Raw genomic sequence first — 26,753 nt, 5'->3', positions numbered from 1 at the left:
GCTTTCAGGTTTTTTTTATTGATTTAAGGCTTTAATACAAGCTTCTCTAATTGCCCAAAGGTCTTCAAATGTATATTTTGTTTTTTCTGAAACAATCCAGTTTTTAATAAATGTTTGATGTATTTTAACTTTATAATCTCCAATCTGGAATGGTAAAATAGTTTCTTCGGTTAATATGGAGTTTTCAAAGGAATGCTCTGATGTAATAGATCTAGTAATATCTATAATTTTATTATCAATTTTAAGATAACAATGTGCTTCTGGAATATAATCTAAATTATAGTGTTTTAAAACCGAAGCAATTCCTTTTGTGTTTAAGCCATTCATTTTATAAATCCCTAAACAAAGTGTAATGTTTCCCTGTAAGTTTTCAATAGCTAATTGCTTTAAAAAGGCGTGTTTTGTGGAGCAAGTTCCTTTTTGTTCTTTTAAAACTAATGTATAATCGCAACGGTCTGTATTTCTACCGTAAGGTAATTGATTAACATAGTTTAGTACTGACTGAAAGTCCAATAATCCTAAATCTAAAGCAGATTTAGATAGAGGAGAAGAGGTGTTTAGTTTAAAATTAAATGATTTCTCCATTTATAATAACTTGATCAATATGGTTATCTCCAAAAGCATAAGGTAAATAATTATAGCTAGACAGTGGTTTTGTAATTATTAGATTTGCTTTTTTTCCTTTGGTAATACTGCCATATTGATTAGAAATACCCATTGCATATGCACCATTTATTGTTGCTGCGTTAATGGCTTCTTCTGGAGTTAATTTCATTTTAATACAAGCTGTACTAACCACAAAATTCATGTTTCCTGATGGTGTGGATCCAGGATTATAATCTGTTGCTAATGCTAATGGTAATCCAGCATCAATCAACTGTCTTCCTGGAGTATAAGGAATGCTTAAAAAATAAGAGCAGGAGGGAAGTGCAACAGGCATTGTATTACTACCCTTTAAAGCTTCAATGTCCTCAGGATTAAGCTCTTCTAAATGGTCAACACTTAATGCTTTATGTTTTACAGCTAAAGCAACACCTCCAAACGCGTTAAACTGGTTAACATGTATTTTTGGTATTAAATTATAATGTTTTCCTGCAGAAAGTATTTGCTCGACATCCTCTAAATCAAAATACCCTTTTTCGCAAAAAATATCAATATAATGCGCTAATCCTTCTTTAGCAATTTGAGGAAGCATGGTATTAATTATCTGATCTAGATACCCTTGTTTATTGTCTTTAAATTGAAGTGGTAGTGCGTGAGCACCTAAAAAAGTAGCTTTTACTTTTAAAGGAAACTCTTTTTTAATGCGTTTTGTAACACGAAGCATTTTTAATTCTGCTTCTGGAGTTAAACCATATCCAGATTTAATTTCTATTGCTCCAGTACCAAGCTTCATTACTGCTTTAACACGCTTAATTGATTGACTATATAAGTCGTCCTCAGTTGTGTTTTGTAATGTTTTGGCGCTATTTAAAATTCCACCACCACGATTTGCAATATCTTCATAACTTAACCCATTAATCCTGTCTACAAACTCTTGAGAACGGTCTCCAGCATAAACAATATGTGTGTGAGAGTCACACCATGTTGGTAAAACAATTTTACCAGTAGCATCTATGGTTTGGTCTGCTTCTAAACCAGAAGCATCATCCATAGATCCAAAATCTACTATAGTATCGTTATTTATTAATATGTAAGCATTTTTTATTGATGGTAAAGTATTCATTTGGTTACCAGTAACTTTTAAAACGTTTTCTGCTCTAACCTGTAGTAATTCCTTGATGTTTGTTATAAGTATTGACATATAATTAAGGTCTAATTTATATTCAAATATAGATAAAATGCATAGTATTGAATAATCCTTCTTGTTTTACTTATTATAACTTTTTTATTGCACTATGTCGAAAAATTGTAAACCCAACCAATTAAAACGATACATTTAGCCTGTGTGTAAATAAAAATTATGGTAGCTGAAAAGCCAAAATATTATAGTGAGATATATTCTTATATGTCATCATTTTATCCTATTAGTGCGCTTTCGTTTGAATTATTGTTTGAAACAGCAACTTTAAAACAAGTAAAAGCTGGTACTATTTTGGATAATCTAGGAGATATTCCAAGTAAGATTTATTTGATAAACAAGGGTGTAATGCGCTCTTACGTTAGGCTAGAAAGCGGAAAAGAGGTTACAAAAAGTATATTTGTACCAATTGTGCTTTTAGCATCTTTTGATGCTTTACTAAACCAATCTCCTTCAGGAAGTATTTATGAAACGTTAACGGATTGCGAAATCTATGAAGTAGATTATTTTAAATATAAAGCGCTTTGTAGTACTAATGAAGATATCTTAGCATTTCATATAAAATTTTTAGAATATTTGCTATGTAAAAACGATCAAAAACATATTGAGTTATTGACAATGGATGCTAGAGAGCGTTATCTTAAGTTAAGACAAATGATACCAAATATAGATAATTTGATTCCTCAGTTTCAAATTGCTTCTTATTTAAGTATTACTCCAGTTCAATTAAGTAGAATTAGATCTAAGCTTTAAGATTTATTAACATATGTTAATGTGTATTATATATATAAGTTATAATCTTGTAATGGTTAAATAAGCCATCCCTATTATTATAATTAATAACTAACTGACAAAAAAAACCGATAAGATTTCTTATCGGTTTTTTTTAATGTATTAAGTCATACTAGTTTAATTATTGTAAACTACCAACCATATTTTCTGGTTTTACCCATTCATCATATTCCTCAGCAGTAACATAGCCTAAATTAACAGCTTCAACTTTTAAAGTTGTTCCGTTTTTATGAGCAGTATTAGCAATTTCTGCAGCTTTATAATATCCAATTTTTGTATTTAAAGCAGTAACAAGCATTAAAGAGTTATTTAATAATTCTTTAATTACTTCATGATTTGGCTCTATTCCAGCTGCACAATTAACATCAAAACTAGCACAAGCATCACCAATTAATTGGGCAGACTGTAAAATGTTTGCAGCCATCATTGGTTTAAATACATTAAGCTCGTAATGTCCTTGTGTACCACCAACTGTAATAGCAACATCGTTACCCATAACTTGTGCACAAACCATAGTTAAGGCTTCACATTGTGTTGGATTTACTTTTCCTGGCATTATAGAGCTTCCTGGTTCATTTGCAGGAATAATAATCTCTCCGATTCCAGAACGTGGTCCAGAAGCCATCATACGTATATCGTTTGCTATTTTGTTTAAAGACACAGCAATTTGTTTTAAAGCACCATGACTCTCTACAATTGCATCATGTGCTGCTAATGCTTCAAACTTGTTTGGAGCAGTTATAAAGGGTTGTCCAGTAAATTCTGCTATATATTCTGCAACACGTTTAGAATAGCCTTTTGGCGTGTTTAAACCAGTTCCTACAGCTGTACCACCTAAAGCAATCTCGCTTAAATGTGCTAATGTGTTTTCTAAAGCTTTTAATCCATGGTCTAATTGAGACACATAACCAGAAAACTCTTGTCCTAAAGTTAAGGGTGTAGCATCCATTAAATGTGTACGACCAATTTTTACAACATTTTTAAAAGTTTCAGATTTCTTTTTTAAAGTATCACGTAATTGTTTTACACCAGGAATTGTGTTTTTAACAATCATAGTATAAGCAGCAATATGCATTCCAGTTGGAAAAGTATCGTTTGAAGATTGCGATTTGTTGACATCATCATTAGGTTGTATGGTTTTTTCGCCTTCTCCAATAGTTTTACCTGCAATTTGATGTGCTCTGTTTGCAATAACCTCGTTAACATTCATGTTAGATTGCGTACCAGAACCTGTTTGCCAAATCACTAATGGAAATTGGTTGTCGTGTTTACCGTCTAAAATCTCGTCGCAAACCTGAGCAATTAAATCACGCTTTTCAATAGCTAAAACACCAAGCTCACAATTTGTATAAGCAGCAGCTTTTTTAAGATATGCAAATCCGTAAACCACTTCAAGAGGCATTGATGCAGAAGGTCCGATTTTAAAATTGTTTCTAGAACGTTCTGTTTGTGCTCCCCAAAGCTTATCTGCAGGCACATTAACGTTACCCATTGTGTCTTTTTCTATTCTGTATTCCATTGTAAAGATTGATTAATTTTAAGACTGCAAAATTACAAAAAATGAGATTATTTTATGAGTAATTGTTAATAAGAAATTTTTAAGTGCTATAAAAAAAGCGTTGACTTTTTAAATTTAAAAAACTAACGCATCTTATTTATACGTTATGCATCATGCAAAAACCGATAATCTAGCGAAGTCAACCGATTATCAATTGTCTGTTTTATAAAATTATAACAATTAATATTTTAGAGCTAAATAAGGATTGAAACATCATATTTAAAAGGGGTTTCATATCATTATTAGAATATTAAAAGAAACTAATTTTGACTAAAATTTAAAATCATGGCTACACTTTACAAACAGCAAATCGTTAGAACATCAGGATATTTATCTGAAGAAGAAATAAAAAACAATAGTTTTTTATCACACAATGAAAACAGTTTATCAAATCATGCTAAAAAGTGGTGTAAACTGGCATTGACAGATTACAGTAAGATGATTGCTTCAATGGAGGATTACTTAAAAAGCGATGAGTCTATTAAATCAATAGAACAGTTTTCAAAAGACTATCTTGATTGCTTGAATTATGGTTTAAATAATCAAGATAATTTTTCTACAAAAGATTTTCTTAAGCTCACAAATTTTAGAAATTTAAAAAATGAAATTAAAATCCTAAAAGACGGATGTGTTGATAGTAAATCATCAATATCTCAATTAATAAACAGGTGTTCTGATACAACTTTAGCAATTGTAAAAACGGGAATGTATATTAATAAAAGGTTTGATGAAAAAAGAGTGTTTAAATTATTAACACTTTTACAAGACAGCTTTATTCATGGAAAAGAAAATTTTAATGTAAATGGAATTAAATATTTAGAACGTCCACTTATATTAAATATCTCTTGTATAATGGATGCTAAACATTGTTTAGAAAAAGATATAGCTAATATTGATGAAATTAAGATAAAATCAAATGGAGAAAAAACAAATTGTCCTTGTGATGATTTTATAGAAAAAAATCAAAATTGTAATTGTGAAGATAACACTAATCCTTGCCAATGTAATTGTGATGAAGTATGTGTAGAACAAAATCCTTGTTGTGTAGAGATTAAGCCATATATAGCAGAACTTTTTATAGTTAAAGATGAAGTTGCTTGTTATAAACCAGGAGAAATGTCTTATATAGAAAATGTCATTAAGGATGAAATCCGTACACGAAAACACCGTCATTTACAAAGAGAAGAATCATATAATGAACAAGAAGAAGATAATAATACATTTGAAGAAAGGGACACGCAAGTTGATGAAAGGTTTTCACTTCATAAAGAAGTAGAAAAAGTTGTTGAAACCGATTTAAGTATTGATGCTGGCGCAACTTATTCTTATGGCAATGAAAAAACACCAACAACTTTTACAGCTTCATTAGATGTAAGTTATAACCAATCTAAAAAAGATGCAAGAAAAATTGTTCAAGATGAATCTAAAAATGTAATCACTAAAGCTATTAAACGTGTTGAAAATAAAGTAAGAACTCTTACATCAAGACGTATGATTAATGAGATTGAAGAAAAAAACAAGCATGTATTTGGTGGTAATACTGGTGCAACAGAAGATATGTCAAGGCAATTTTATTTTGTAAATCAAGAAAGAAAAGGTCAAGTATATAGTCATGGAATGAGAGAGATTTTAGACTTTTATATTCCTGATCCATCATTAAGACTTAAAAGTATTTTAGAAAAAGAATTTGAATTAAAAAAACCAATTAAACCTTGTATTGAAATTGAAAAAATTAATCCAAGAGACTACCTTAAATATGTGCAATGTTACGGTTTTAATGATTTAGAGATACTAAATGCAGAACCAAAAATTTTAAAACTATTTGTAAAAGGAGATAATCCTGTAGTTGGTAAAAATAAAGAACAATTTACAATTAATGAAACTCAAACTTTTGTTGTTCCAGATGGATATATTGCTACTGAGATTAAAATAGACGGTTACAATTCTACACATAGAGATCAAGAGTTTTGGTCAAAAGTTTTTATGGCTGTAGGTTCTGGTAATGTATATTTAGAGCATAATGATGGACACAGTTGGAGTACTGCTAATAACACAAAACTAGTAAGTCCGTTAAATAATTTAGAAGGAACCAACACTCTATCAATAACAAATTGGAATGTTACCACTTACAATATTACATTAAATATTAAATGCGTTCCTCATCCAAGTAAATTATTAAAATGGCAGCTAGACGTATTTAACAAAATAATGGATAAGTACAATAAAGATTTAGAGGCGTATAACCAAGCGTTTGAAAAGTTTCAGCAGAACAAACAGGATAAATTTAATAAAAACCCGTTTATGCTTTCAATAACTATTCAAGAGCAATTAAAACATTCTGCTTTAGAATATATTACATGTCAATTTTTTGATGACAAGAATGGTATGAGAAATAAGGTAAAACCTTGTGGATTACCTCAAATGGTTATACCAGAGACTGCAGAGTTTGCAAAAAAAGTAAGGTTTTTTGAACAAGCATTTGAGTGGAAATTCATGAGTTATATGCTTTACCCATATTTTTGGGCAAGTAAATGCTCATGGGAAGATAAATTAAATGAAGAAACTCCTAATGGCTTATTTCAAAAATTTCTTCAATCTGGTTATGCAAGAGTTTCAATTTCTGTTCGTCCAGGATATGAAGCATTGGTAAATCACTTTTTGGAAACAAAACAAATTTGGGGAGGAAGTGGAGTTCCGCCTTTATCTGGAGCAACTTATCTGCCAATTTATCAGGAAATAAAAGAGAGTAAAGATAATTTTAATAGTGATAGAAATGGTTTTTTAACTTGGGATAACTCAATTGTTACTAGCTTATTAAAAGATGAAATCATACTAAAAAATAATTCTGATTATTATGATGTAATCTCTCCTTTTTCATTTAACCAAACAAAAGCAGATGTAGATAAAGACAGAGAAATATTTATTGACTGTATAAGATATAGAATTGTTTCTATACAAGAAGTAAATGGAGAAGTTGTAATTAAACTTGATAAAGAATTAGAACATAAAGATCAGGCAGATTTTGATAACCTTTATTTAAATAAAAACATCCTTTGGTCAACTGGTGCTTTATTTGTAGGTGCATCTTGGAAATTTATTGTGCCTACTTCATTAACTTGGTTAAGACAAGAAAGTGGTTGTTTGCCATGTTATCCTATTAATTGTGAAAAATAGATATTATGAGTTATAACAATTATCCAAAAACAGAGTGGAATAATTCAAATGAATTATTAAAAACTTCTAAATCAACAAACAATGAAACTTTAATAAATGAAATTTTGAAGTTTTCAAAAAATACAGAAATCTGGAACAATATTGGAGCATCATTTGAATATTGGGAAACTAAAGGATTTAATGATATTACTATTCCTTCTATAAATTTTAAAAAAATGGAATTTAAAGGAGAACTTTTATTGAATCTTAAAGGAAAAGTAATCGGTATTAATCTAAATAAAAACTTAATTAAATCATTTGAAGTTCCTTATTTTTCACAAATATTAATTATGGAGTTAGGTAATTTAAAAACTAAAAGTTCTTATAATCAATTATTTGCTAATGCAAAAGACTATACAAAAGAAGATTTTGTTAAAAAAGTTGAAAAATTTGAATACAACATTAGAAACGAAATTATTAATGCTTTTTTGCAAGGCGAATTTAATTCCGAAAAATATAAAAACCAACCTTGTATTTTTGAAGCGAAGAAAATTACTTTTGAGGAATATTATAACGATGAAAGACTAAAAAATCATAAAAAAGGATATGAAGATTTATGGGAAGAATTGACAACAGACTAAGGATAATGTCAGATTGTATAAAATAATAGTTGTAAATTTAATGCAAGTGCTTTTAATTATTTGTGTTATAAAATCTGACATTACTCTTATAAAAAGCAGTTAAGCTAACCTGAAAAATCTACTTTATTAACAACCTTTGTTAATAAATTTAAACTTTGTATTGTATACAAAATATGTTTGCTTTATCTTTGCTGTATTAATAAATAAGAAATTAAACGCATTATGTTCGAATTTGACCAATATTTAGGCTTTTTAGCATTTTTAACAATCTTAACCATAGGATTTTGGTTAATGATTTTTCTGATAACTTTTGTAGTTCCTTATTGGATAGGAGGAAGTTTGTTAGAGCGTTTAAACGAGATTAAAGAAGAGAAAAAAGAAAAGCGTAACGCTTAATATTTTTTTAAACAATATAAAAAAAAGGGAAACTCATTGAGTTTCCCTTTTTTATTTTATGATTTTTTGAGCGAGACTAATTACTAGCTACTTTTTAGTTTACACTACTAATATTTATCCTTCAAAATCGTCACCACCACCATTGTTACCACGTTGTGGACGTTTCTTTTTCTGATTAAATCTGTAAGTAAATGATAGGTTAAAACTACGTTCTCTCCACTGGAACTCGCTATCGCTAACAAAGGTTTCTGTAGTTGTAGTCTGCTCACGTTTACGAGTATTAAATAAATCACTAACATTAAAAGCTAAAGAGGCTTTGTCTTTAAATAGATCTTTACTAAAGGCTAGGTTAGCCATAAATAGCCCTTTACGACTACTTTGTCCATTTTCGTCTCTTGGTTCACGAAACATTAATCGTGTTTGCCAATCTATTCCTGCTGGAAGCGTGTATTTGTTATTTAACCTAACAAACCAACTTGAGTTTTCGTTACCTAAATCGTCTCCATTTAATGCAGTTCCGACTGTTTTAGAATTAAAAAAGTTAAAGTTGGTATTTATATTCCATTTTTTAGATGCTCTGTACGATAAAGTAAATTCAAAACCTGTACGATCTTGTGTTGCAAGATTTATAGGTGTACGTTGTAAAACAGCAACATCTTCACCATCTACTTCAACAGTTTGTCCAGTGTCAAAGATGGTAAAATTAAAAACATCTGTTGCATGAGAATAATATAAAGACGTATCAAAAGTAAACTTACCAAATCGTTTTAAATAGCCTAAGTCAAATGTACCAGAATAACTAGGTGCTAATGCTGGATTACCTAGAAAAATACTTGTAACACTAGTACGAGAAGGAAAAGGGTTAATAAAAAACGATCGTGGACGACGTAAACGTCTGTTGTAAGCTAAGGTTAGGTTTTCGCTTTCACTTAACTCGTAATTTAAATTTACTGTTGGAAATAATCCTGTATATTGGTTTTTGTCATAATCTCCACTTGTAGGTTGGTCTAAGGTAATTCTGGTATCTTCTAATCGTAAACCTAATAGGTAAGAAAATTTACCAATTTTACTTCCATACTGTGTGTAAACTGCTGTTAAATATTCTTTGTAATTAAATAGGTTAGATAAATCTGTTTGGTTTTCAAATACATTTGTATCAGTATTTAAAAACTCAACATTGTAGTCAGTACTTGTAGTATTGAAATTTCCACGATATCCAAATTCAAATTGGCTTTTTTCTCCTATTGGTAATACATAATCTGATTGTAGCAAAATACGTTGTTGATCTTCTAAAGTTGCTACTTGTTCTAGATTTTCTCCATCAACATTAACTATAGAGTTTTCGTCTTCACTAGAATCTTCATATTGAAAATCGAAAGTTAGTTTATGACCACTTGTATTAAATTGTTTGTCAAAATTTACAGCATATTGTATGGTTTTATCGTCTTCAGTTTCTGGATCAAATCTAACTGTTGATGATGTTAATACTCTGTTTACATCAAAACGATTTAAAGTGTTAGTCGCATTGTTTTCGTTATCACTATTTCTATATACAACAGATGTTGTTAATGATGCTGTTGGATTAACGTACCATTCGACACCAAAATTAGTAGTAATCCCTTTTCTTATACGATCATAAATATTGCTTTCGTCTAAATAGGTGTCGTCATTATCAATAATTAAGTTTCCATCATCATCAAAATCACGATTAAAGTATTGTGTAGTTGCAAAGTCGTTTCCTGGTACTTCTCTGTAATTATATCCTGTAGTATTAAAAATGTTAATATCTCCTGTACGATAATTGATGTTTCCAGAAATACCAGCAGCTGGATTATAACCAACGTTTGTAGTTATGGCTCCATTTAAACCTTGTAATTTACTGCGACGTAATATAATATTTAAAATTCCACCTGTACCTTCAGCATCATACCTTGCAGATGGAGAGGTGATAACTTCTACCTTTTCAATAGATTCTGCTGGAAGTTGACGTAAAGCGTCAGTAGAATTTAATCCAACTAAGCCAGAGGGTTTTCCGTTAATTAAAATCCTGACATTATCATTTCCACGTAAAGCAACGTTACCTTCAACATCTACAGAAACGGAAGGTACATTGTCTAAAACATCACTTACTGTTCCACCACGTACAGTTAAGTCTTTACCTACATTATATATTTTTTTATCAAGCCTAATTTCTACAGTTGTTTTTTCGGCAATAATTTCTACTTCATCTAATGCTTCAGCATCAATAGATAGGTAAGTAGTGTTTAATGTTTGATTTTTAGAAATCGTTTGGTTTTGGATAACTTCAGTTTTAAAACCTATATATTCAAAACTTATAGAATATGTTCCTGTTTTAATATCTATAGAGTAATTACCTTTTGCATCTGTAATTCCTCCATTAATTTCTGAACTATTTTTGGTGTTTTTAAACACAATAGTTGCATACTCTAAAGGTGTGTTTGAGTCTTTTTCTAATACCTGACCTTTAACAGTTATTGTTTTTTCATCTGCTTTTTGTGCAATTGAAAAATTAAATAAAAAGGCAAATAAGCAAAAGGTAAATAGATTTTTGGTCATTAGTTTAGGTTTCTAAATAAGACAGCAAAAATACCTATAGGTTTAAGCGAGTTTGGTTAAAGCTTTGTTAAAAAAGGATTATTAAATCAACTCTTTTGTTGTGGAATAATATCAAAAATACGTTTGGCAGGTTTACCTATTACTGCTTTTTCTCCGTTTATAACTATTGGACGTTCAATTAAATCTTGATATTCTATCATAATATCTATAAGATTGTCATCTTTAAATTTGTGACCATCATCTTCTAGATGTTTAAAATTGTCTTTCCAAATTTTGCTTTCTTTTCTAATAAGCTCTTCTGGTTTTACATTAAGAATATTGATGATTTTTATCAGTTTTTCTTTGTCTAGAAGTTTGTCTTGATACTTAATGACTTCATGGTCATGCTTATAGGTTTCTAGGATTTCTAGGCATGCGTTGGACTCTGAAGATTCAGGGTTGTGATATATTACTATCATTTAGTTTAAGGGATAATTAAGGGTTGCTATTAATCAGTTTTTTGTAATTTACAATATATTTTTTATTAATTCTGGAGGTCTTCCAATTATTGCTTTATTGTTATTAACAACAATTGGTCTTTCAATTAATTTAGGGTAGGTAATTAAAGCATCAACTATTTGATTGTCAGTTAGTGTTTTGTTTTTGTAGTTTTCTTTCCAGATAGTTTCGTTTTTTCTAACTAAATCTATTGGACTTATTTTTAATAGTATAATTAATGCTTCTAAATCTTTTTTTATTATTGGTGTTTCTAAATATTTAACTACCTCAAACTTTTGATTGGATTGGATTAGTATTTCCAAACCTTGTCTAGATTTACTACATCTTGGATTATGATAAATTTTAATCATTATTAAAGGTTTTGATTATTTATTTCTTTTTGTCCCATCATCATTAAATAGGCTTTTAAAAAGGGTTCTATATCTCCATCTAACACTGCGTCTACATTACCAGTCTCGTGTCCACTTCTAACGTCTTTTATGAGCTTGTAAGGATGTAAGACATAGTTTTTAATTTGACTTCCCCATTCAATTTTCATTTTCCCTGCTTCAATATCATCGCGTTGTGCTAATTGTTTTTGTAGTTCAATTTCATATAACTGAGATTTTAGCATTTGCATTGCTCTGGATCTATTGTCATGTTGCGATCTGGTTTCAGAACAAGATATCTGTATTCCAGTAGGTTTATGTGTTAGTTGTACTTTGGTTTCCACTTTATTAACATTTTGTCCACCTGCACCACTAGAGCGTGCAGTAACAATATCTATATCTGCTGGATTAATTTCAATCTCAATTGTATCGTCTACTAAAGGGTATACATAGACAGAAGCAAAGCTAGTATGTCGTTTTGCATTACTATCAAAAGGAGAAATACGGACTAATCTATGTACACCGTTTTCGCCTTTAAGCCAACCAAAAGCATAGTCTCCTTCAATTTCTAGAGTCACTGTTTTTATACCTGCAACATCACCTTCCTGAAAATTTAGTTCTTTTACTTTAAAGTTGTTTTTTTCTGCATACATAAGGTACATACGCATTAACATATTTGCCCAATCGCAACTTTCTGTTCCACCAGCTCCAGCTGTAATCTGTAACACAGCACTTAAGCTGTCACCTTCTTCAGATAACATGTTTCTAAATTCTAAATCTTCAATTAGTGTAGAGGCTTTTTTAAAGCGGTTTTCAACATCAGCTAAGGTCGCTTCATCTTCTTTAAAAAACTCATAAATAACTTCTAAATCCTCAATTAAGGTTTTGGAGGTATTATAATCTGTAATCCATTTTTTCTTTTCTCTAATGGATTTCATTACTAATTCTGCTTTCTTTGAGTCATTCCAAAAGTTTGGGTCAAAGGTTTGTTCTTCTTCATTTTGAAGAGCAATTAACTTAGCATCAATGTCAAAGATATTGCCTTAACGTGTTAAGGCGTGTATTAAGATTTTTAATGTTTTCTGAAGTAATCATACTTAGTTTGGGTTTATAACAAAAATAGAATTATTACTAAGATTTAAAAATATTTACCAAGTATTTTTAATAGTTTTATGCTAAAAAAATTACAAGTATGTTTATAGATTTAAGAAGCGATACAGTAACAAAGCCTGATTCAGGTATGTTAGATGCAATGATGCAAGCTAAAGTTGGTGATGATGTATATAAAGAAGACGAAACTATTAATGCTTTAGAAGATAAAATAGCAAAACTATTTGGTAAATCTCATGCTTTATTTTTTCCTAGCGGAACTATGGCTAATCAAACTGCAATTAAGCTACATACAAATCCAGGAGATCAAGTTATTTGCGATAAATATGCACATATTTATAATTATGAAGGAGGAGGAGCTTCATTTAATAGTGGTGTGTCGTGTAAATTAATTGATGGAAGTAGAGGGATGTTTACTGCGCAGCAAGTTATAGAAGCTATAAACCCTCCAGATTTTTATCATAGTCCATTAACAACATTGGTTGAAATTGAAAACACAACTAATAAAGGAGGAGGAGCATGCTGGGATTTTGATGAAATTTTAAAAATCAAGCAAGTTTGTAAGGATAATGATTTAGGATACCATTTAGATGGAGCGCGTTTATGGAATGCATTAGTAGAAAAAAAAGAAACACCCAAACAGTATGGTGATGCATTTGATACTATTTCTGTGTGTTTAAGCAAAGGATTAGGTTGCCCAGTAGGTTCTGTTTTATTAGGAGATGAGCATTTGATGAAGAATGCTATAAGAATTAGAAAAATTTTAGGAGGAGGAATGCGGCAAGCAGGTTTTTTTGCTGCTGCAGGATTATACGCTTTAGATAATAATTTAAATAGATTAACACAGGATCATAAAAAAGCTAAAGAGTTAGGTGACGTATTATTACAATCAGATTATGTTAAAAAAGTAGAAGAAGTAGAAACCAATATTGTAATATTTGAGCTTAATAAAAAATATTCAGAAAACACTTTTTTAAAACTACTTTTTGATAAAAAAATTAAAATAATAGGAATGGGGAATAGTAAATTAAGACTAGTAACTCATTTGGACTATAATGAAAATCAGCACGATAAAGTTATAAATGCTTTAAAAAACCTGTAACAATTTTAAGAAATAGTTAAATAGAGTTTGACGAATGTTTTACAGTAAAGTTTCTTAATCGGAAATATACTACACTTCATCGAATTGTTAACTCAATTTTAAGAATTAGTGCACGTAATTGTTTGATATGTTTTTTTTTTGCATGAAATTAGTGAACAGTCGTTATTAGTTCGGCTACATATGTTTAATAAATAACCATTTAAATTAACAAAAATGAAAAAAGTATTACTAACAATCTTATCTTTTGTTGTCTGTTCGGCAGTATTCGCACAAGATTTACCAACAAATCCTGAACCTGGGAAATGTTATGTTCGTTGTGTAACTCCTGATGTATGGGTTAACCAAGACATTACAGTACAAGTTGCACCAGCTTACAAGAAATTAAAAGTTGTTCCTGCACAGTACAGAACAGAAAACGAAGAGGTTGTAATTCAATCTGGAGGACAAGAGTTATCTGTTGTTCCTGCACAGTATGAAAACCAAACGTTTGAAGTTGTAACACAAGCTGCATCTCAACGTTTAGAAAAAGTAGCTGGATCTACGGATACAACTACAGAAGAAATTGTAACTCAAGCTGGTTACCAAGAATTAACTGTTGTTCCTGCTCAATACTCTAACGAGACTTTTGAAGTAGTATCTGCAGAAGCTGGACAAACTTTATCAGTTGTTCCTGCTAAATTAGGTACAGAAAGTTTTGAGGTTGTAGTACAAGAAGCTAGTCAACGTTTAGAAGTTGTACCAGCACAATACGAAAACAGAACAGAAACAGTAGTAGTTCAAGCTGCTTACACAAAGTTACAAACTGTTCCTGCACAATACGAAACTAGAACAGAAACTGTAGTAGTACAGTCTGGAGGACAACGTTTAGAAGTTGTTCCTGCAAAATGGGCTACAGAAAGCGTACAAGTTGTTTCTCAACCTGCATCTTCAAGAGTAGAAATAGTTCCTGCACAATACAGTACAGAATCTGTAGAAGTTGTTGTACAAGAAGCATCTCAACGTTTAGAAGTTATTCCTGCAACATGGGGAACTGAAACGTTATCTTATAAGAAACAAGATTTTGGATCTACATTAACAGTTGTTCCAGCTAAATTTACTTCAGGTTACCAAACTATCGAAGTTAAGCCAGCAACAGCTAAATGGGGAATGAGTGATACACCAGCTGCAGATTGTCAGTCTAGTGATCCTAACGATTGTAGATACTGGTGTTACAAAAACGTACCAGCTCAAAACATTACAATTAATACTACAGAATTAGCTACAGACGCACAGGTTATTACTAAGCCAGGATGTGATCAAGGTGGTAACAATTCTTCAGATTGTGGAATGGGAACATACACAAGAAGAGTAGTACAAACTCCAGCTACAACTAGAGTAATTGATATTCCAGCTGTAACTAAAACAATTAAGACTACAGTAATGTCTGCACCTCCAACAACTAGAGTAGTAGAGATTCCAGCTGTAACTAAAACAATCAAGAAAACAGTATTAGTATCTCCTGCTACAACTAGAGTAATTGATATTCCTTCTGTAACTAAAGATGTAACAAGAAAAGTTATGGTAACACCTCCTACAACAAGAGTAGTAGATGTGCCAGCTGTAACTAAGACTATCGATAGAACTGTAATGGTAACGCCTCCAACAACAAGAGTTATTGAAATTCCTGCTGTAACAAAAACAATGAAGCGTACTGTTGTATTAGAACCAGCAACTACAAGAGTTTCTGAAATTCCTGCAGTAACTAGAACAATGAAGCGTACAGTAATGACTGCACCTCCAACAACTAGAGCTATTGATATTCCTGCAAAAACTACTACAGTAAGAAGAACAATCATTTCTCCAGAAACAACTAGAGTAGTAGATATTCCAGCTGTTACAAAAACAATGAAGCGTACAGTAATGACTGCACCTCCAACAACAAGAGTAATTGATGTTCCACAAAAGACAACTACATTAAAGCGTACAGTTTTAGCTAGTGATGCTAGAGTAGAAGAAGTAACTGTTCCTGCTGTAAATAAAACAGTAACTAAGGAAGTATTACAAACTAAAGGTGGATTAACAACATGGAAGCCAGTAGACTGTAAAATCGTTGAGTATAACGATCTTAACATAAACTGGAACTTAGGTTCTGCAACTTTAACTTCTGCTGCTAAAGCTGAGATTGATGCAAAATTATTACCAGTATTAGCTGATGGTGTATCTGTAGAGATTGCTTCTCATACTGATTCTAGAGGTTCTGCTTCATCTAACAGATCTTTATCTGAAAGAAGAGCTCAAGCTGTAACTAACTACCTTATCTCAAAAGGAATCAATTCTTCAAGAATTGTATCTAATGGATATGGTGAGTCAAGATTAACTAACAGATGTTCTGATGGTGTTTCTTGTACAGAAAGAGAGCACTTAGCAAACAGACGTACTCAATTTAGAGTAATCAACGCTAACTAAGCTTAGTAAATACTTTTCATATATAAAAAAAGGAAGCCATTTGGCTTCCTTTTTTGTTTTTAATACACTTGCTTATTTAAACATATCCATTCCTGGTATGTTAGGCATACCATTTTTAGCGACAGCAGCAACTTCAGTTTCATGTATATTAGTCGCTTTTTCAATAGCTTTATTTAATGTCAGAATTAAATAATCTTCTAATTGTTCCTTGTCTTCTAATAAAGCATCATTAATAGTAATTGATTTAATAACTCTGTTAGCAGTTAAAGTCACTTTTAATAAATCATCACTACTTTTTTGATCTATTAAAACTGTGTCCATACGTATTTTTGTGTCTTCTACTTTTTGTTGGGTTTCTTTTAATTTACCCATCATTCCCTTAAGGTCTCCAAACATTTTAAATAATTTTAAAGTTATATCTGCAAATTTATTAAAAACAATAGTTAATATTTTGTTTAAATATTTAAAAACAGATATAGCTAATCGTTTTAAATTCTACCTTTGTGTAATCTACAGTAAACAAGAATTTAAATATGGCTAAACCTAACGTTAGTATACCAATCGCTAAAAAAGTAAGAAAAGAATTAACAATACATGATGATACCAGAATTGATAATTATTATTGGTTAAACCAACGTGAAGACAAAGAGGTTTTAGACTATTTAAAAGCAGAGAATACATATACAGATTCTATTTTAAAACATACAGAAGATTTTCAGAAGTCTCTTTTTAATGAAATGAAATCTCGTATTAAAGAGGATGATCAAAGTGTACCTTATAAACAAAATGGATATTGGTACATCACTAAATATGAAGAAGGTAAAGATTATCCAATCTACACAAGGAAAAAAGATAGCTTAGAAGCTGACGAAGAGATTATGTTTGACTGCAATGTAATGGCAGAAGGACATAGTTATTTTAAATTAGGAGGAATTTCAATAAGTTTAGATAATACATTAGCTGCTTTTTCAATTGATACAGTTAGTAGAAGACAATATACATTGTTTATCAAAAACCTGGTTACAGGAGAAGTTTATAAGGATAAAGTTGAGAACACAACAGGTCATGCTACTTGGGCAAATGACAATAAAACGTTGTTTTACAGTAAGAAAGACGAGTTAACGTTACGTTCTGACAAAATTTATAAGCATAAGTTAGGAAATGAATCTAATCAAGATGATTTAGTGTTTCATGAGGAAGATGAAACGTTTAATACTTACGTATACAAAACTAAATCAAAAAAATATTTGATTATAGGAAGCTCAAGCACTTTAACTTCAGAATACAGAATTTTAGAAGCAGATCAACCAGACAGTGACTTTAGAGTGTTTAATAAGCGTACACGCGACTTAGAGTACTCTATTGCACATTTTAACGACAGCTTTTATATTATTACTAATAAAGATAACGCAACAAATTTTAAGCTTCAAAAAACAAGCGAATTAGAAACAAATGCAAAGCATTGGAAAGATGTAATACCACATAGATCTGATGTTTTAATTGAGGATATTGAAATATTTAAGGAGTATCTTGTTGTAAACGAAAGAGAAAATGGACTTAACCAATTACGTATCATACGTTGGGATGGAACAGAAGATTATTATTTAGACTTTGAAAGTGAAACTTATACAGCACGTCTAGGAAACAATCCAGATTTTGATAGTAGCACCTTACGTTATGGGTTTAACTCTTTAACAACACCAAGTTCGGTTATTGACTATGACTTAAAATCAAAACAAAAAGAAGTTAAAAAAGAACAAGAAGTTTTAGATAAAAAATTTGATAAAGATAATTATACGTCTAAACGTATTTGGGCAACAGCTAGAGATGGTGTCAAGGTGCCAATGTCAATTGTTTACAGAAAAGATACTAAATTAGATGGTACAAGCCCTTTGTTACAATATTCTTATGGGTCATATGGTTCTACAATAGACCCATATTTTTCCACAATAAGATTAAGTCTTTTGAATAGAGGCTTTATTTATGTTATTTCTCATATTAGAGGAAGTGAATATTTAGGAAGACCATGGTATGAAGACGGAAAATTGCTTAAAAAGAAAAACACATTTACAGATTTTATAGATTGTTCAAAACATTTAATAGAAAATAATTACACTTCAGCAAATCATCTTTATGCAATGGGTGGAAGTGCAGGAGGTTTATTAATGGGAGCAATAATTAATATGAATCCAGAATTATATAATGGTATTATCGCAGCAGTTCCATTTGTGGATGTGGTAACTACAATGTTAGACGATTCTATACCATTAACTACTGGAGAATACGATGAATGGGGAAATCCAAATAATAAAGATTATTATTCTTATATGAAATCCTATTCACCATATGATAATGTAGAAGCTAAATCATACTCTAACTTATTAGTAACAACAGGTTTACATGATTCTCAAGTACAATATTGGGAACCAGCAAAATGGGTTGCTAAGCTTAGAGAATTAAAAACTGACAGTAATTTATTATTGTTAAAAACAGATATGGAAGCTGGTCATGGTGGTGCTTCCGGACGATTTGAAGCTTTAAAAGAAGTAGCATTAGAATATGCTTTTCTATTTGATTTAGAAGGAATAAATAAATAATCAAAAAAAATGCTTATTTTTGCAAGGTTTGATTTTTAAATCAAAAAATAAATAAGTAGCTTTTAAATAGCATTTATGGAACAAAACAAACAAGTTTTTGACAATGTATTAGACTTAATAGGTCATACACCAATGATAAAACTAAATAAAATGACTTCAGAATTAAAAGGAAATTACCTAGCTAAGGTAGAAGCTTTTAACCCTGGACACTCCTCTAAAGACAGAATAGCACTTTATATTATTGAACAAGCTGAAAAGCAAGGTATCATTAAACCTGGTGACACTATTATTGAAACAACTTCTGGTAACACAGGATTTAGTATTGCAATGGTAAGTGTAATTAAAGGTTATGATTGTATTTTAGCTGTAAGTTCAAAATCTTCAGGAGACAAAATTGACATGTTAAAAAACATGGGAGCAAAAGTATATGTTTGCCCAGCAAATGTAAGTGCAGATGACCCTAGAAGTTATTACCAAGTAGCAAAAAGATTACATGAAGAAATTAAAGGATCGGTTTATATTAACCAATACTTTAATCAGTTAAATATAGATGCACATTACCATTCAACTGGTCCAGAAATATGGAATCAAACAGAAGGTAAAATCACTCATCTAGTTGCATGTAGTGGTACAGGAGGAACAATTTCTGGTACTGCAAAGTATTTAAAAGAACAAAATCCAGATATTAAAGTTATTGGAGTTGATGCTTTTGGATTTGTTTTAAAAAAATATCACGAAACTAGAGAGTTTGATGATAAAGAAATTTATCCATATAGAATAGAAGGTTTAGGTAAAAACTTAATACCAACAGCTACAGATTTTGATAGTATAGATAAATTTGTAAAAGTTACAGATGAAGAAAGTGCACATACAGCAAGAGAGATAGCTCAAACCGAAGGATTGTTTGTTGGGTACACATCTGGTGCAGCAATGCAAGCTATTAAACAGTTGAATGATAGTAACGAGTTTAAAGAAACAGACAATATAGTTGTTATATTTCCGGATCATGGATCAAGATACATGAGCAAAATTTATAGCGATAAATGGATGAATGAGCAAGGATTTTTTGATAGTAAAAATTCTGAAGCAGCACAAAGCATTCAATATATAAAGTAACAAACACATATTTTAAAGATAAAAGTTAACCTTGATGTTTATTAAGGTTAACTTTTTTGTTAATAATAGATGACGGTATTATTATGCATGTATAATTAAATTCCCTAATTTTGTTATCTAACTAAATTTTAATCGTATAAGCCAATTATAATTTTATAATGGCAGAATAATCGTTTTATAATGAAAGATTTATTTGAAAAAATATATAAAGACAAAGGACCATTAGGTAAATGGGCTGCCCAAGCTGAAGGTTATTTTGTATTCCCTAAATTAGAAGGAGAGATTTCTAATCGTATGAAATTTCAAGGAAAAGAAGTTATTACTTGGAGTATTAATGATTATTTAGGCTTAGCAAATCACCCAGAAGTACGTAAAATAGATGCTGAAGCTGCTGCAAAATATGGATCTGCTTATCCAATGGGAGCGCGTATGATGTCTGGTCACACAGAGTTACACGAACAATTGCAAAATGAATTAGCAGAATTTGTAGATAAAGAGGCTGCTTATTTATTAAACTTTGGTTACCAAGGTATGGTATCAACAGTAGATGCTTTAGTTAGTAAAGATGACATTATTGTTTATGATGTAGATGCACACGCTTGTATTATTGATGGTGTAAGATTACACCATGGAAAACGTTTTACTTACAAACATAATGATATTGAAAGTTTAGAAAAAAACTTAGAACGTGCTACAAAAATGGCAGAAACAACTGGAGGAGGAATATTAGTAATCTCTGAAGGAGTTTTTGGAATGCGTGGTGAACAAGGTCGTTTAAAAGAGATTGTTGCTTTAAAACAAAAATTTAATTTTAGATTATTTGTTGATGATGCACATGGTTTTGGAACACTTGGTAAAACAGGTGCTGGAGCAGGAGAAGAGCAAGGAGTACAAGATGATATAGACGTCTATTTTGCAACATTTGCTAAGTCTTTAGCAAGTACAGGAGCTTTTATAGCTGCAGATCAAGAAATTATTGATTACTTAAAATATAATTTACGTTCTCAAATGTTTGCAAAATCATTGCAAATGCAATTGGTTGTTGGAGCATTAAAACGTTTAGATATGTTACGTACAATGCCTGAGTTAAAACAAAACTTATGGAAAATTGTAGATGCATTACAATCTGGACTTAAAGAACGTGGTTTTGATATTGGTACTACACAAAGTTGTGTAACACCAGTATATTTAAACGGAAGTATTCCTGAAGCTATGGCTTTAGTAAGAGATTTAAGAGAAAATTATGGTATTTTCTGTTCAATAGTTGTATATCCAGTAATACCTAAAGGACTTATTTTATTAAGAATGATTCCTACTGCAACACATACTCTACAAGACGTTGTAGAAACTTTAGATGCATTTGATGCTATTAGAGAACGTCTTGAAAACGGAACTTATAAGCGTATGTCTGCTGCTTTAATGAAAGCAATGGGAGAATAATTTTTACGCATAATACAATATAAAAAATCCGATTCTGAAAAGAATCGGATTTTTTATTATAATACTTTTTTATAAGTACAACGTCTAACATAAACTTCTGGATCAAAATGCTTCCATATTTTATGGATTGCTTCATTATCTTCTAATTCTGGAGTTCTGTAACAAGTTTGTATTCCTTTTTCAGTAAATGTATTGTAGTACTCGTTAAAAATAACAGCATGTACACCTTTGTTTTGATAATCCGGATGAACACCTATTAAGTAAAACATTACATCTTTACTTTCTTTTTTAGCTTTTAATAACTTTAAAAAACCAACTGGTAATAATTTACCATTCATTTTTTGAAGTGCAGCAGCAAACCTAGGCATTACAATAGCAAATGCAACTAAGTTGTCATCTTTATCAACTACAAATTTTATGTATTCTGGATTTATAAAGCTGATAAACTTCTTTTTAAAATACGCTTTTTGAATATCTGTTATAGCAACAAAAGACGATAATGACGCGTAACTTTCGTTAAACAAATCAAACATCCTATCTACGTAAGGCATCACTTGAGAAGTCTTAGTAAATTTAAGAGGTGTTAATTTGTATCTTCTTTTAATTAATTCTTGGGCTTTAAAAAAGAATTCTGGTTTTACGTTTTTAAAAGGGAATCTACTTTCAGAATATTTTTTTTCAACTTTAAAACCTAAAGCTTCATAATGCTTAATATAATATTCGTGATTATACCAAGCAATCATATTGCTTACTTGATCAAAACCTTGTGTCATTACGCCAACTTTATCTAGATTAGAAAACCCAACAGGACCTTCAGTATAGTCTAGGCTATTTTCCATTCCAATCTTAACGACTTCATCTATAAGTGCTTTGCTTACTTCTAAATCGTCAATAAAATCAAACCAACCAAAACGCATTTTTTGGATGTTTTGATCTTTAACTTCTAACCAATTAATAATTCCTGCAACTCTACCAACAACAGTACTATCTTTATAAGCTAAAAATAATGTGGCTTCCGCATCATTAAAAATAGGGTTTTTTTTGGCATCAAAAGTTGCTAACTCTTGACTAATAATAGGAGGTACCCAATATTTAGAGTCTTTGTATATTTTAAAAGGAAATTTAACAAAAGCTTTGTAATCTGCTTTTGTTGTTACTTTTTTGATTGTAATCATATAAAAAAGAAAGGGTTAATCTTCATCTTCAAAATCTATTTCTTGAGTTTCTTTTTTTCGTTTTCCAGAGTCATCTGGATTGTCAGAATCTCCATCTTTTTTCTTCTTTTTCTTCTTTTTCTTGTTAGCTTTTCTTTCGTATTCTTCTAAAACATCTGTTCCATTATCTTTATCTGCTTCAGGGTCTTTATGGAAATCTAAACGATATGAAGCTCCAAAATTAACACCAAAAACTGATGGTGTGTCTTTTGTATTAAAAGTTAAGGCAGTGTCTAGTTGGAAATTTCTTCCCCATAAATATGCACCACCAAATCTAAATAAGTTGTCAGCATAATAATCACTTTTAATCCCTTGTGTTTCTCCAAATAAAACCCATTGTTCATTTATAGCTTTAGTTAACGTTACTATATATTGAAAATCTGAAAAATCAGAACCAATTCTATCTTTAGAAAAATTCATAACCATAACCCAACCACTGCTAAAGTTGTTTTGAGTAGCAATCATTACTTTTGGCTTAAAGCCACCTTCATAATTTGGGCTTGTAAATGGGTTGCTATAAGGAACATAGGTGTTGTTTTTTTGATCATAATTTACACCAACATAAACTGCAACTGCAGGAATTAAATTACTCCATTTAAATTTTTTATTGGCATGGTAACTATAAAGATTAGGTTTTTCTTCACCTCTTTTTTTGTAAGGATCATAAACTAAATATTTAGCACCAATAGTTAACTCTCTAAAGTTTGCACGATCAGTTTCAACAGGAAAAGAAGACGATCTGTTGTCTGTAAACGTATCGTTTTGATAAGTTCCTTCAATGTTTAATTCTAATTGTTCCCAAAGTAAACCGTATCTAACAGCAAAATCAACACCAAAACCTGAAGCTTCATTTTTTAAAGGTGTATGTTCTTCTTTAACTATATAAGGTCCAACTTCAAATTGCGCTACATTTTTACCTACAGAAAAAGCACTTCTGGATACTCCAGGTCTATTAGAGTTTATAACATCTGTATATTGTGCAGTAGCAGTAACGGTTGCTAAAAGCAGAACGTACTTTAATATTATTTTTGGGTTAGGCATATTTTTATGTTTAAAGTCAAATATAAGATTTTATATTTTTTTTAAGTATTTAAAACTTAATTTAAAACCGAAGAATTGTATTTTTGTTAAAGTGTTAAATATTTAATAAAGTTAAAACATGGGTTTATTAAGAACCATCCTTATAATTGCATTAATATATTACGGATTAAAAATATTATCTCGTCTATTTGCTCCAATGCTGTTTAAATATGCAGCTAAAAAAGCATCAGAACGTTTTGGAGGTGGATTTAATCAGCAAAAAAAGGAACCTATCCAAAAAGAAGGAGAAATATCTATAGACAAAATGCCAAAAAATAAATCTTCAAATAAAAATGTTGGCGAGTATGTAGATTACGAAGAAATTGAGTAATTTTCAACCTCACAGTTTTTAATTTCATTTATGCAATTTTCGTTTAAAAAAATCTTACCTCATGTATTAATTTTGGTAGGATTTATTATCTGCTCTTTAGCTTATTTTAGTCCTGTTTTAAAAGGAAAAGTTATTTACCAAAGTGATATTGTTCACTATACAGGAATGGCTAAACAGCAAAAGGATTTTAAAGCCAATACAAAACAAGAAACCTATTGGACTAATAGTGCATTTGGAGGTATGCCAACCTACCAGTTAGGCGCAAAATATCCACATAATTATATTAAAAAATTAGATTTAGCACTTAGATTTTTACCAAGACCAGCAGACTATTTGTTTCTTTATTTTTTAGGGTTTTACATTCTTTTATTAGTACTTAAAGTGGATTGGAAGCTGGCAGGACTTGGTGCATTGGCATTTGGTTTTTCTACTTACCTCATAATTATTCTAGGTGTTGGTCATAATAGTAAGGCACATGCAATTGCCTATATGCCTTTAGTGTTAAGTGGAGTTTTACTGACCTTTAGAGGTAAATACGTCTATGGTTTTATATTGACTGCAGTAGCAATGGGATTAGAGTTGGTTGCTAATCACTTCCAGATGACTTATTATTTAATGTTATTGGTGTTGGTTTTAGGAATTGCTTATTTGGTAGATGCTTACAGAAAAAAACTACTACCACACTTTTTTAAAGCAGTAGGGGTTTTGTTAGTAGCTGTTGTTTTAGCTATTGGTTTAAATGCTACTAATATTTTAGCAACGCAAGATTATGTTAAAGAAAGTACACGTGGCAAAAGCGAGTTAACAATTAATGCAAATGGAAGCCCAAGAGAAAATACTAATGGTTTAAGTAAAGAATATATTACAGAATACAGCTATGGTAAATTGGAATCTTTTAATTTGTTTATACCTAGATTTTTAGGAGGTGGAAGTGGAGAAGATGTTGGAGAAAACTCTGCACTTTATGATTTAGCTATTAATCAAGGTGCTTCATCTGTTGACGCTAGACAATTTATAAAAGGATCTCCAACATATTGGGGAAATCAAACTATTGTGGAAGCTCCAGCGTATATTGGAGCAGTTATTATTTTCTTATTTGTCTTAGGATTGTTTTTGGTAAAAGGACGATTAAAATGGTGGTTAGTTGGCGGAACATTACTATCCTTATTGCTTTCTTATGGGAAAAATTTTGAGTTTTTAACTGATTTTTTTATTAATTATGTACCACTTTATAATAAATTTAGAGCAGTAAGCTCGATACAAGTAATATTAGAATTATGTATACCTATTTTAGCAATTTTTGCTTTGGTTAGGTTATTTAATGAAGTTGTAAAAACAGAAGAAAAGCTTAAAGCATTAAAATATACAGTAGCTCTTACTGGTGGTTTAGCTGTTCTGTTTTTATTAGGAAAACTAACTGGAATAATTGATTTTGTTGGAGCTAGTGATGGTCAAATCAGAGAAGCTTATAAAAATGGTAATAGTTATGAGTTTGCGGATGCTTTTATTAGAGCTTTAAGAGAAGATAGAGCTAGTTTTTTTACAACAGACACTCTAAGATCATTACTTTTTGTTTTACTTTCAGCTGGTGTTATTTACTTATTTTTAAAGAAAAAATTAAACGAAACTAAAGTTATTATAGCATTAGGATTACTTATTGTTATTGATTTAGTTGGTGTAGATAGACGTTATGTAAATAACGACGACTTTGTGTCTAAATTAACGATGGAACGTCCTTATCAACCAAATAAAGCCGATTTAGAAATCCTTAAAGATAAATCTAATTTTAGAGTTTATGATATGACTTCTGGTGGTGCAAAAGCAAGTTATTTTCATAACGCGCTAGGTGGTTATCATGCTGCAAAACCTAAGCGTTATCAAGACTTATTTGAGTTTTATTTGTCTAGAAACAATATTAATGTATTAAATATGCTTAACGCAAAATACATTATTGGTCCAGGTAAAAATAAAAAGCCATTTCCGTTTGTAAATAATGATGCTAATGGTAATGCTTGGTTTGTTAACTCTCTTAAATACGTTGAATCTGCTAATGAAGAAATATTAGCTTTAGATAGTCTTGACAATAAAAGTATAGCAGTATATACTAAACCAGAAAAACTTATTATCAAGTTTAGAGCTTCTGACTATAAGTATAATGTAGATTCTTTAGCTTCGATTAACGTAACAGAATACAAACCAAATTATATTAAATACCAATCAGAAAATAGTAATGATGGTTTTGCTGTATTTTCTGAAATGTATTATAACAAAGGTTGGAATGCTTATGTAGATGGAATACAAAAACCACATCAGAAAGTTAATTATGCTTTGCGTGGAATGAATTTGCCAAAAGGAAAACATACTATCGAGTTTAAATTTGAACCATCTGTTGTAAAATCAGGTAGTACAATTGCTTTAATAAGTTCTGTGTTGCTTGGATTGCTAATATTAGGAAGTTTGTTTTTTGGTTTTAAAAGTTTAAAGCAAAACAATCAGGATTAATTTATTTGGCATAAATTCCGCGAAAGCGTTAT

Annotated in this window: 21 protein-coding genes; 11 read left to right on the top strand and 10 right to left on the bottom strand. The window is 30.5% G+C overall.

The features are described from left to right. Positions 1 to 15 precede the first annotated feature (15 nt). On the bottom strand, positions 16 to 585 hold the full coding sequence (locus SJY17_RS12300) for a hypothetical protein (RefSeq protein ID WP_397362858.1): 570 nt from the start codon (positions 583 to 585) through the stop codon (positions 16 to 18). Then, positions 569 to 1,804 (bottom strand): imidazolonepropionase, encoded by a 1,236-nt coding sequence (hutI, locus tag SJY17_RS12295; protein ID WP_397362857.1) that lies wholly within the window; start codon positions 1,802 to 1,804, stop codon positions 569 to 571. Before hutI ends, SJY17_RS12300 begins: the two co-directional genes overlap by 17 nt. A gap of 204 nt (positions 1,805 to 2,008) precedes the next feature. On the opposite strand from hutI, the gene SJY17_RS12290 reads away from it, so the two are divergent. Beyond that, entirely contained in the window at positions 2,009 to 2,554 is a 546-nt protein-coding gene (locus tag SJY17_RS12290) for a Crp/Fnr family transcriptional regulator (RefSeq protein WP_397362856.1), read from the top strand. 160 nt (positions 2,555 to 2,714) lie between these two features. On the opposite strand, the gene fumC is transcribed toward SJY17_RS12290, so the two are convergent. Beyond that, positions 2,715 to 4,112, bottom strand: a complete 1,398-nt coding sequence (fumC, locus tag SJY17_RS12285; RefSeq protein ID WP_397362855.1) for a class II fumarate hydratase — start codon at positions 4,110 to 4,112, stop codon at positions 2,715 to 2,717. 324 nt (positions 4,113 to 4,436) lie between these two features. Here fumC and SJY17_RS12280 point away from each other — a divergent pair, with 324 nt between their 5' ends. From SJY17_RS12280 to SJY17_RS12270, 3 genes are all read left to right on the top strand, one after another. Then, positions 4,437 to 7,325: a hypothetical protein gene (locus SJY17_RS12280; RefSeq protein WP_397362854.1), complete on the top strand. Its 2,889-nt coding sequence runs from the start codon at positions 4,437 to 4,439 to the stop codon at positions 7,323 to 7,325. Between the two features lie 5 nt (positions 7,326 to 7,330). After that, the gene (locus SJY17_RS12275; RefSeq protein WP_397362853.1) at positions 7,331 to 7,945 is read left to right on the top strand and encodes a hypothetical protein; all 615 of its coding nucleotides are present in this window, start codon (positions 7,331 to 7,333) and stop codon (positions 7,943 to 7,945) included. 222 nt (positions 7,946 to 8,167) lie between these two features. Then, a complete protein-coding gene (locus SJY17_RS12270) occupies positions 8,168 to 8,341 on the top strand; it encodes a hypothetical protein (protein ID WP_397362852.1) in 174 nt (57 codons plus the stop codon). Between the two features lie 114 nt (positions 8,342 to 8,455). Here SJY17_RS12270 and SJY17_RS12265 read toward each other — a convergent pair whose 3' ends face one another. The 4 genes from SJY17_RS12265 to prfB form a co-directional block, all read right to left on the bottom strand. Then, complete coding sequence (locus tag SJY17_RS12265) at positions 8,456 to 10,918, bottom strand: TonB-dependent receptor domain-containing protein (RefSeq protein ID WP_397362851.1); 2,463 nt, start codon at positions 10,916 to 10,918, stop codon at positions 8,456 to 8,458. Positions 10,919 to 11,004: 86 nt separating this feature from the next. Then, positions 11,005 to 11,376 carry an ArsC/Spx/MgsR family protein gene (locus SJY17_RS12260; protein ID WP_397362850.1) on the bottom strand — a complete coding sequence of 124 codons (372 nt, stop codon included), beginning with the start codon at positions 11,374 to 11,376 and terminating at the stop codon, positions 11,005 to 11,007. 48 nt (positions 11,377 to 11,424) lie between these two features. Beyond that, on the bottom strand, positions 11,425 to 11,766 hold the full coding sequence (gene arsC / locus SJY17_RS12255; protein ID WP_397362849.1) for an arsenate reductase (glutaredoxin): 342 nt from the start codon (positions 11,764 to 11,766) through the stop codon (positions 11,425 to 11,427). Positions 11,767 to 11,768: 2 nt separating this feature from the next. After that, positions 11,769 to 12,879, bottom strand: a protein-coding gene (gene prfB, locus SJY17_RS12250) for a peptide chain release factor 2 (RefSeq protein WP_397362848.1) whose coding sequence is annotated in 2 segments (ribosomal slippage) — positions 11,769 to 12,815 and positions 12,817 to 12,879 — 1,110 coding nt in all. Because the reading frame shifts where the segments join, the coding sequence is not laid out codon by codon here. Between the two features lie 97 nt (positions 12,880 to 12,976). Between prfB and SJY17_RS12245 the strand changes: the two genes are divergently transcribed. Next, a complete protein-coding gene (locus SJY17_RS12245) occupies positions 12,977 to 13,996 on the top strand; it encodes a threonine aldolase family protein (protein WP_397362847.1) in 1,020 nt (339 codons plus the stop codon). A 213-nt stretch (positions 13,997 to 14,209) separates the two neighbouring features. Further along, positions 14,210 to 16,441 (top strand): OmpA family protein, encoded by a 2,232-nt coding sequence (locus SJY17_RS12240; RefSeq protein WP_397362846.1) that lies wholly within the window; start codon positions 14,210 to 14,212, stop codon positions 16,439 to 16,441. A 72-nt stretch (positions 16,442 to 16,513) separates the two neighbouring features. On the opposite strand, the gene SJY17_RS12235 is transcribed toward SJY17_RS12240, so the two are convergent. Beyond that, entirely contained in the window at positions 16,514 to 16,837 is a 324-nt protein-coding gene (locus SJY17_RS12235; protein WP_397362845.1) for a YbaB/EbfC family nucleoid-associated protein, read from the bottom strand. A gap of 137 nt (positions 16,838 to 16,974) precedes the next feature. Between SJY17_RS12235 and SJY17_RS12230 the strand changes: the two genes are divergently transcribed. From SJY17_RS12230 to SJY17_RS12220, 3 genes are all read left to right on the top strand, one after another. Continuing rightward, positions 16,975 to 19,038 (top strand): S9 family peptidase, encoded by a 2,064-nt coding sequence (locus SJY17_RS12230; protein WP_397362844.1) that lies wholly within the window; start codon positions 16,975 to 16,977, stop codon positions 19,036 to 19,038. A 75-nt stretch (positions 19,039 to 19,113) separates the two neighbouring features. Then, the gene (locus SJY17_RS12225; protein WP_397362843.1) at positions 19,114 to 20,154 is read left to right on the top strand and encodes a PLP-dependent cysteine synthase family protein; all 1,041 of its coding nucleotides are present in this window, start codon (positions 19,114 to 19,116) and stop codon (positions 20,152 to 20,154) included. Between the two features lie 180 nt (positions 20,155 to 20,334). Then, positions 20,335 to 21,594, top strand: coding sequence for an aminotransferase class I/II-fold pyridoxal phosphate-dependent enzyme (locus SJY17_RS12220; protein WP_397362842.1), 1,260 nt, complete (start codon positions 20,335 to 20,337; stop codon positions 21,592 to 21,594). Between the two features lie 56 nt (positions 21,595 to 21,650). Here SJY17_RS12220 and SJY17_RS12215 read toward each other — a convergent pair whose 3' ends face one another. Both SJY17_RS12215 and SJY17_RS12210 read right to left on the bottom strand, forming a co-directional pair. Beyond that, the gene (locus SJY17_RS12215) at positions 21,651 to 22,769 is read right to left on the bottom strand and encodes a GTP cyclohydrolase (RefSeq protein WP_397362841.1); all 1,119 of its coding nucleotides are present in this window, start codon (positions 22,767 to 22,769) and stop codon (positions 21,651 to 21,653) included. A 15-nt stretch (positions 22,770 to 22,784) separates the two neighbouring features. Then, positions 22,785 to 23,849 carry a transporter gene (locus tag SJY17_RS12210; RefSeq protein ID WP_397362840.1) on the bottom strand — a complete coding sequence of 355 codons (1,065 nt, stop codon included), beginning with the start codon at positions 23,847 to 23,849 and terminating at the stop codon, positions 22,785 to 22,787. 118 nt (positions 23,850 to 23,967) lie between these two features. Here SJY17_RS12210 and SJY17_RS12205 point away from each other — a divergent pair, with 118 nt between their 5' ends. Both SJY17_RS12205 and SJY17_RS12200 read left to right on the top strand, forming a co-directional pair. Beyond that, a complete protein-coding gene (locus SJY17_RS12205; RefSeq protein ID WP_397362839.1) occupies positions 23,968 to 24,219 on the top strand; it encodes a DUF4834 family protein in 252 nt (83 codons plus the stop codon). Between the two features lie 30 nt (positions 24,220 to 24,249). After that, positions 24,250 to 26,721, top strand: coding sequence for a YfhO family protein (locus tag SJY17_RS12200; protein ID WP_397362838.1), 2,472 nt, complete (start codon positions 24,250 to 24,252; stop codon positions 26,719 to 26,721). Positions 26,722 to 26,753 lie beyond the last annotated feature (32 nt).

It is taken from the genome of Olleya sp. R77988 (genome assembly GCF_044594215.1).
Classification (GTDB): Bacteria; Bacteroidota; Bacteroidia; order Flavobacteriales; family Flavobacteriaceae; genus Olleya.
Note: the sequence above shows the minus strand (reverse complement) of the source record. Positions and strands in the feature narration are given on the sequence as shown.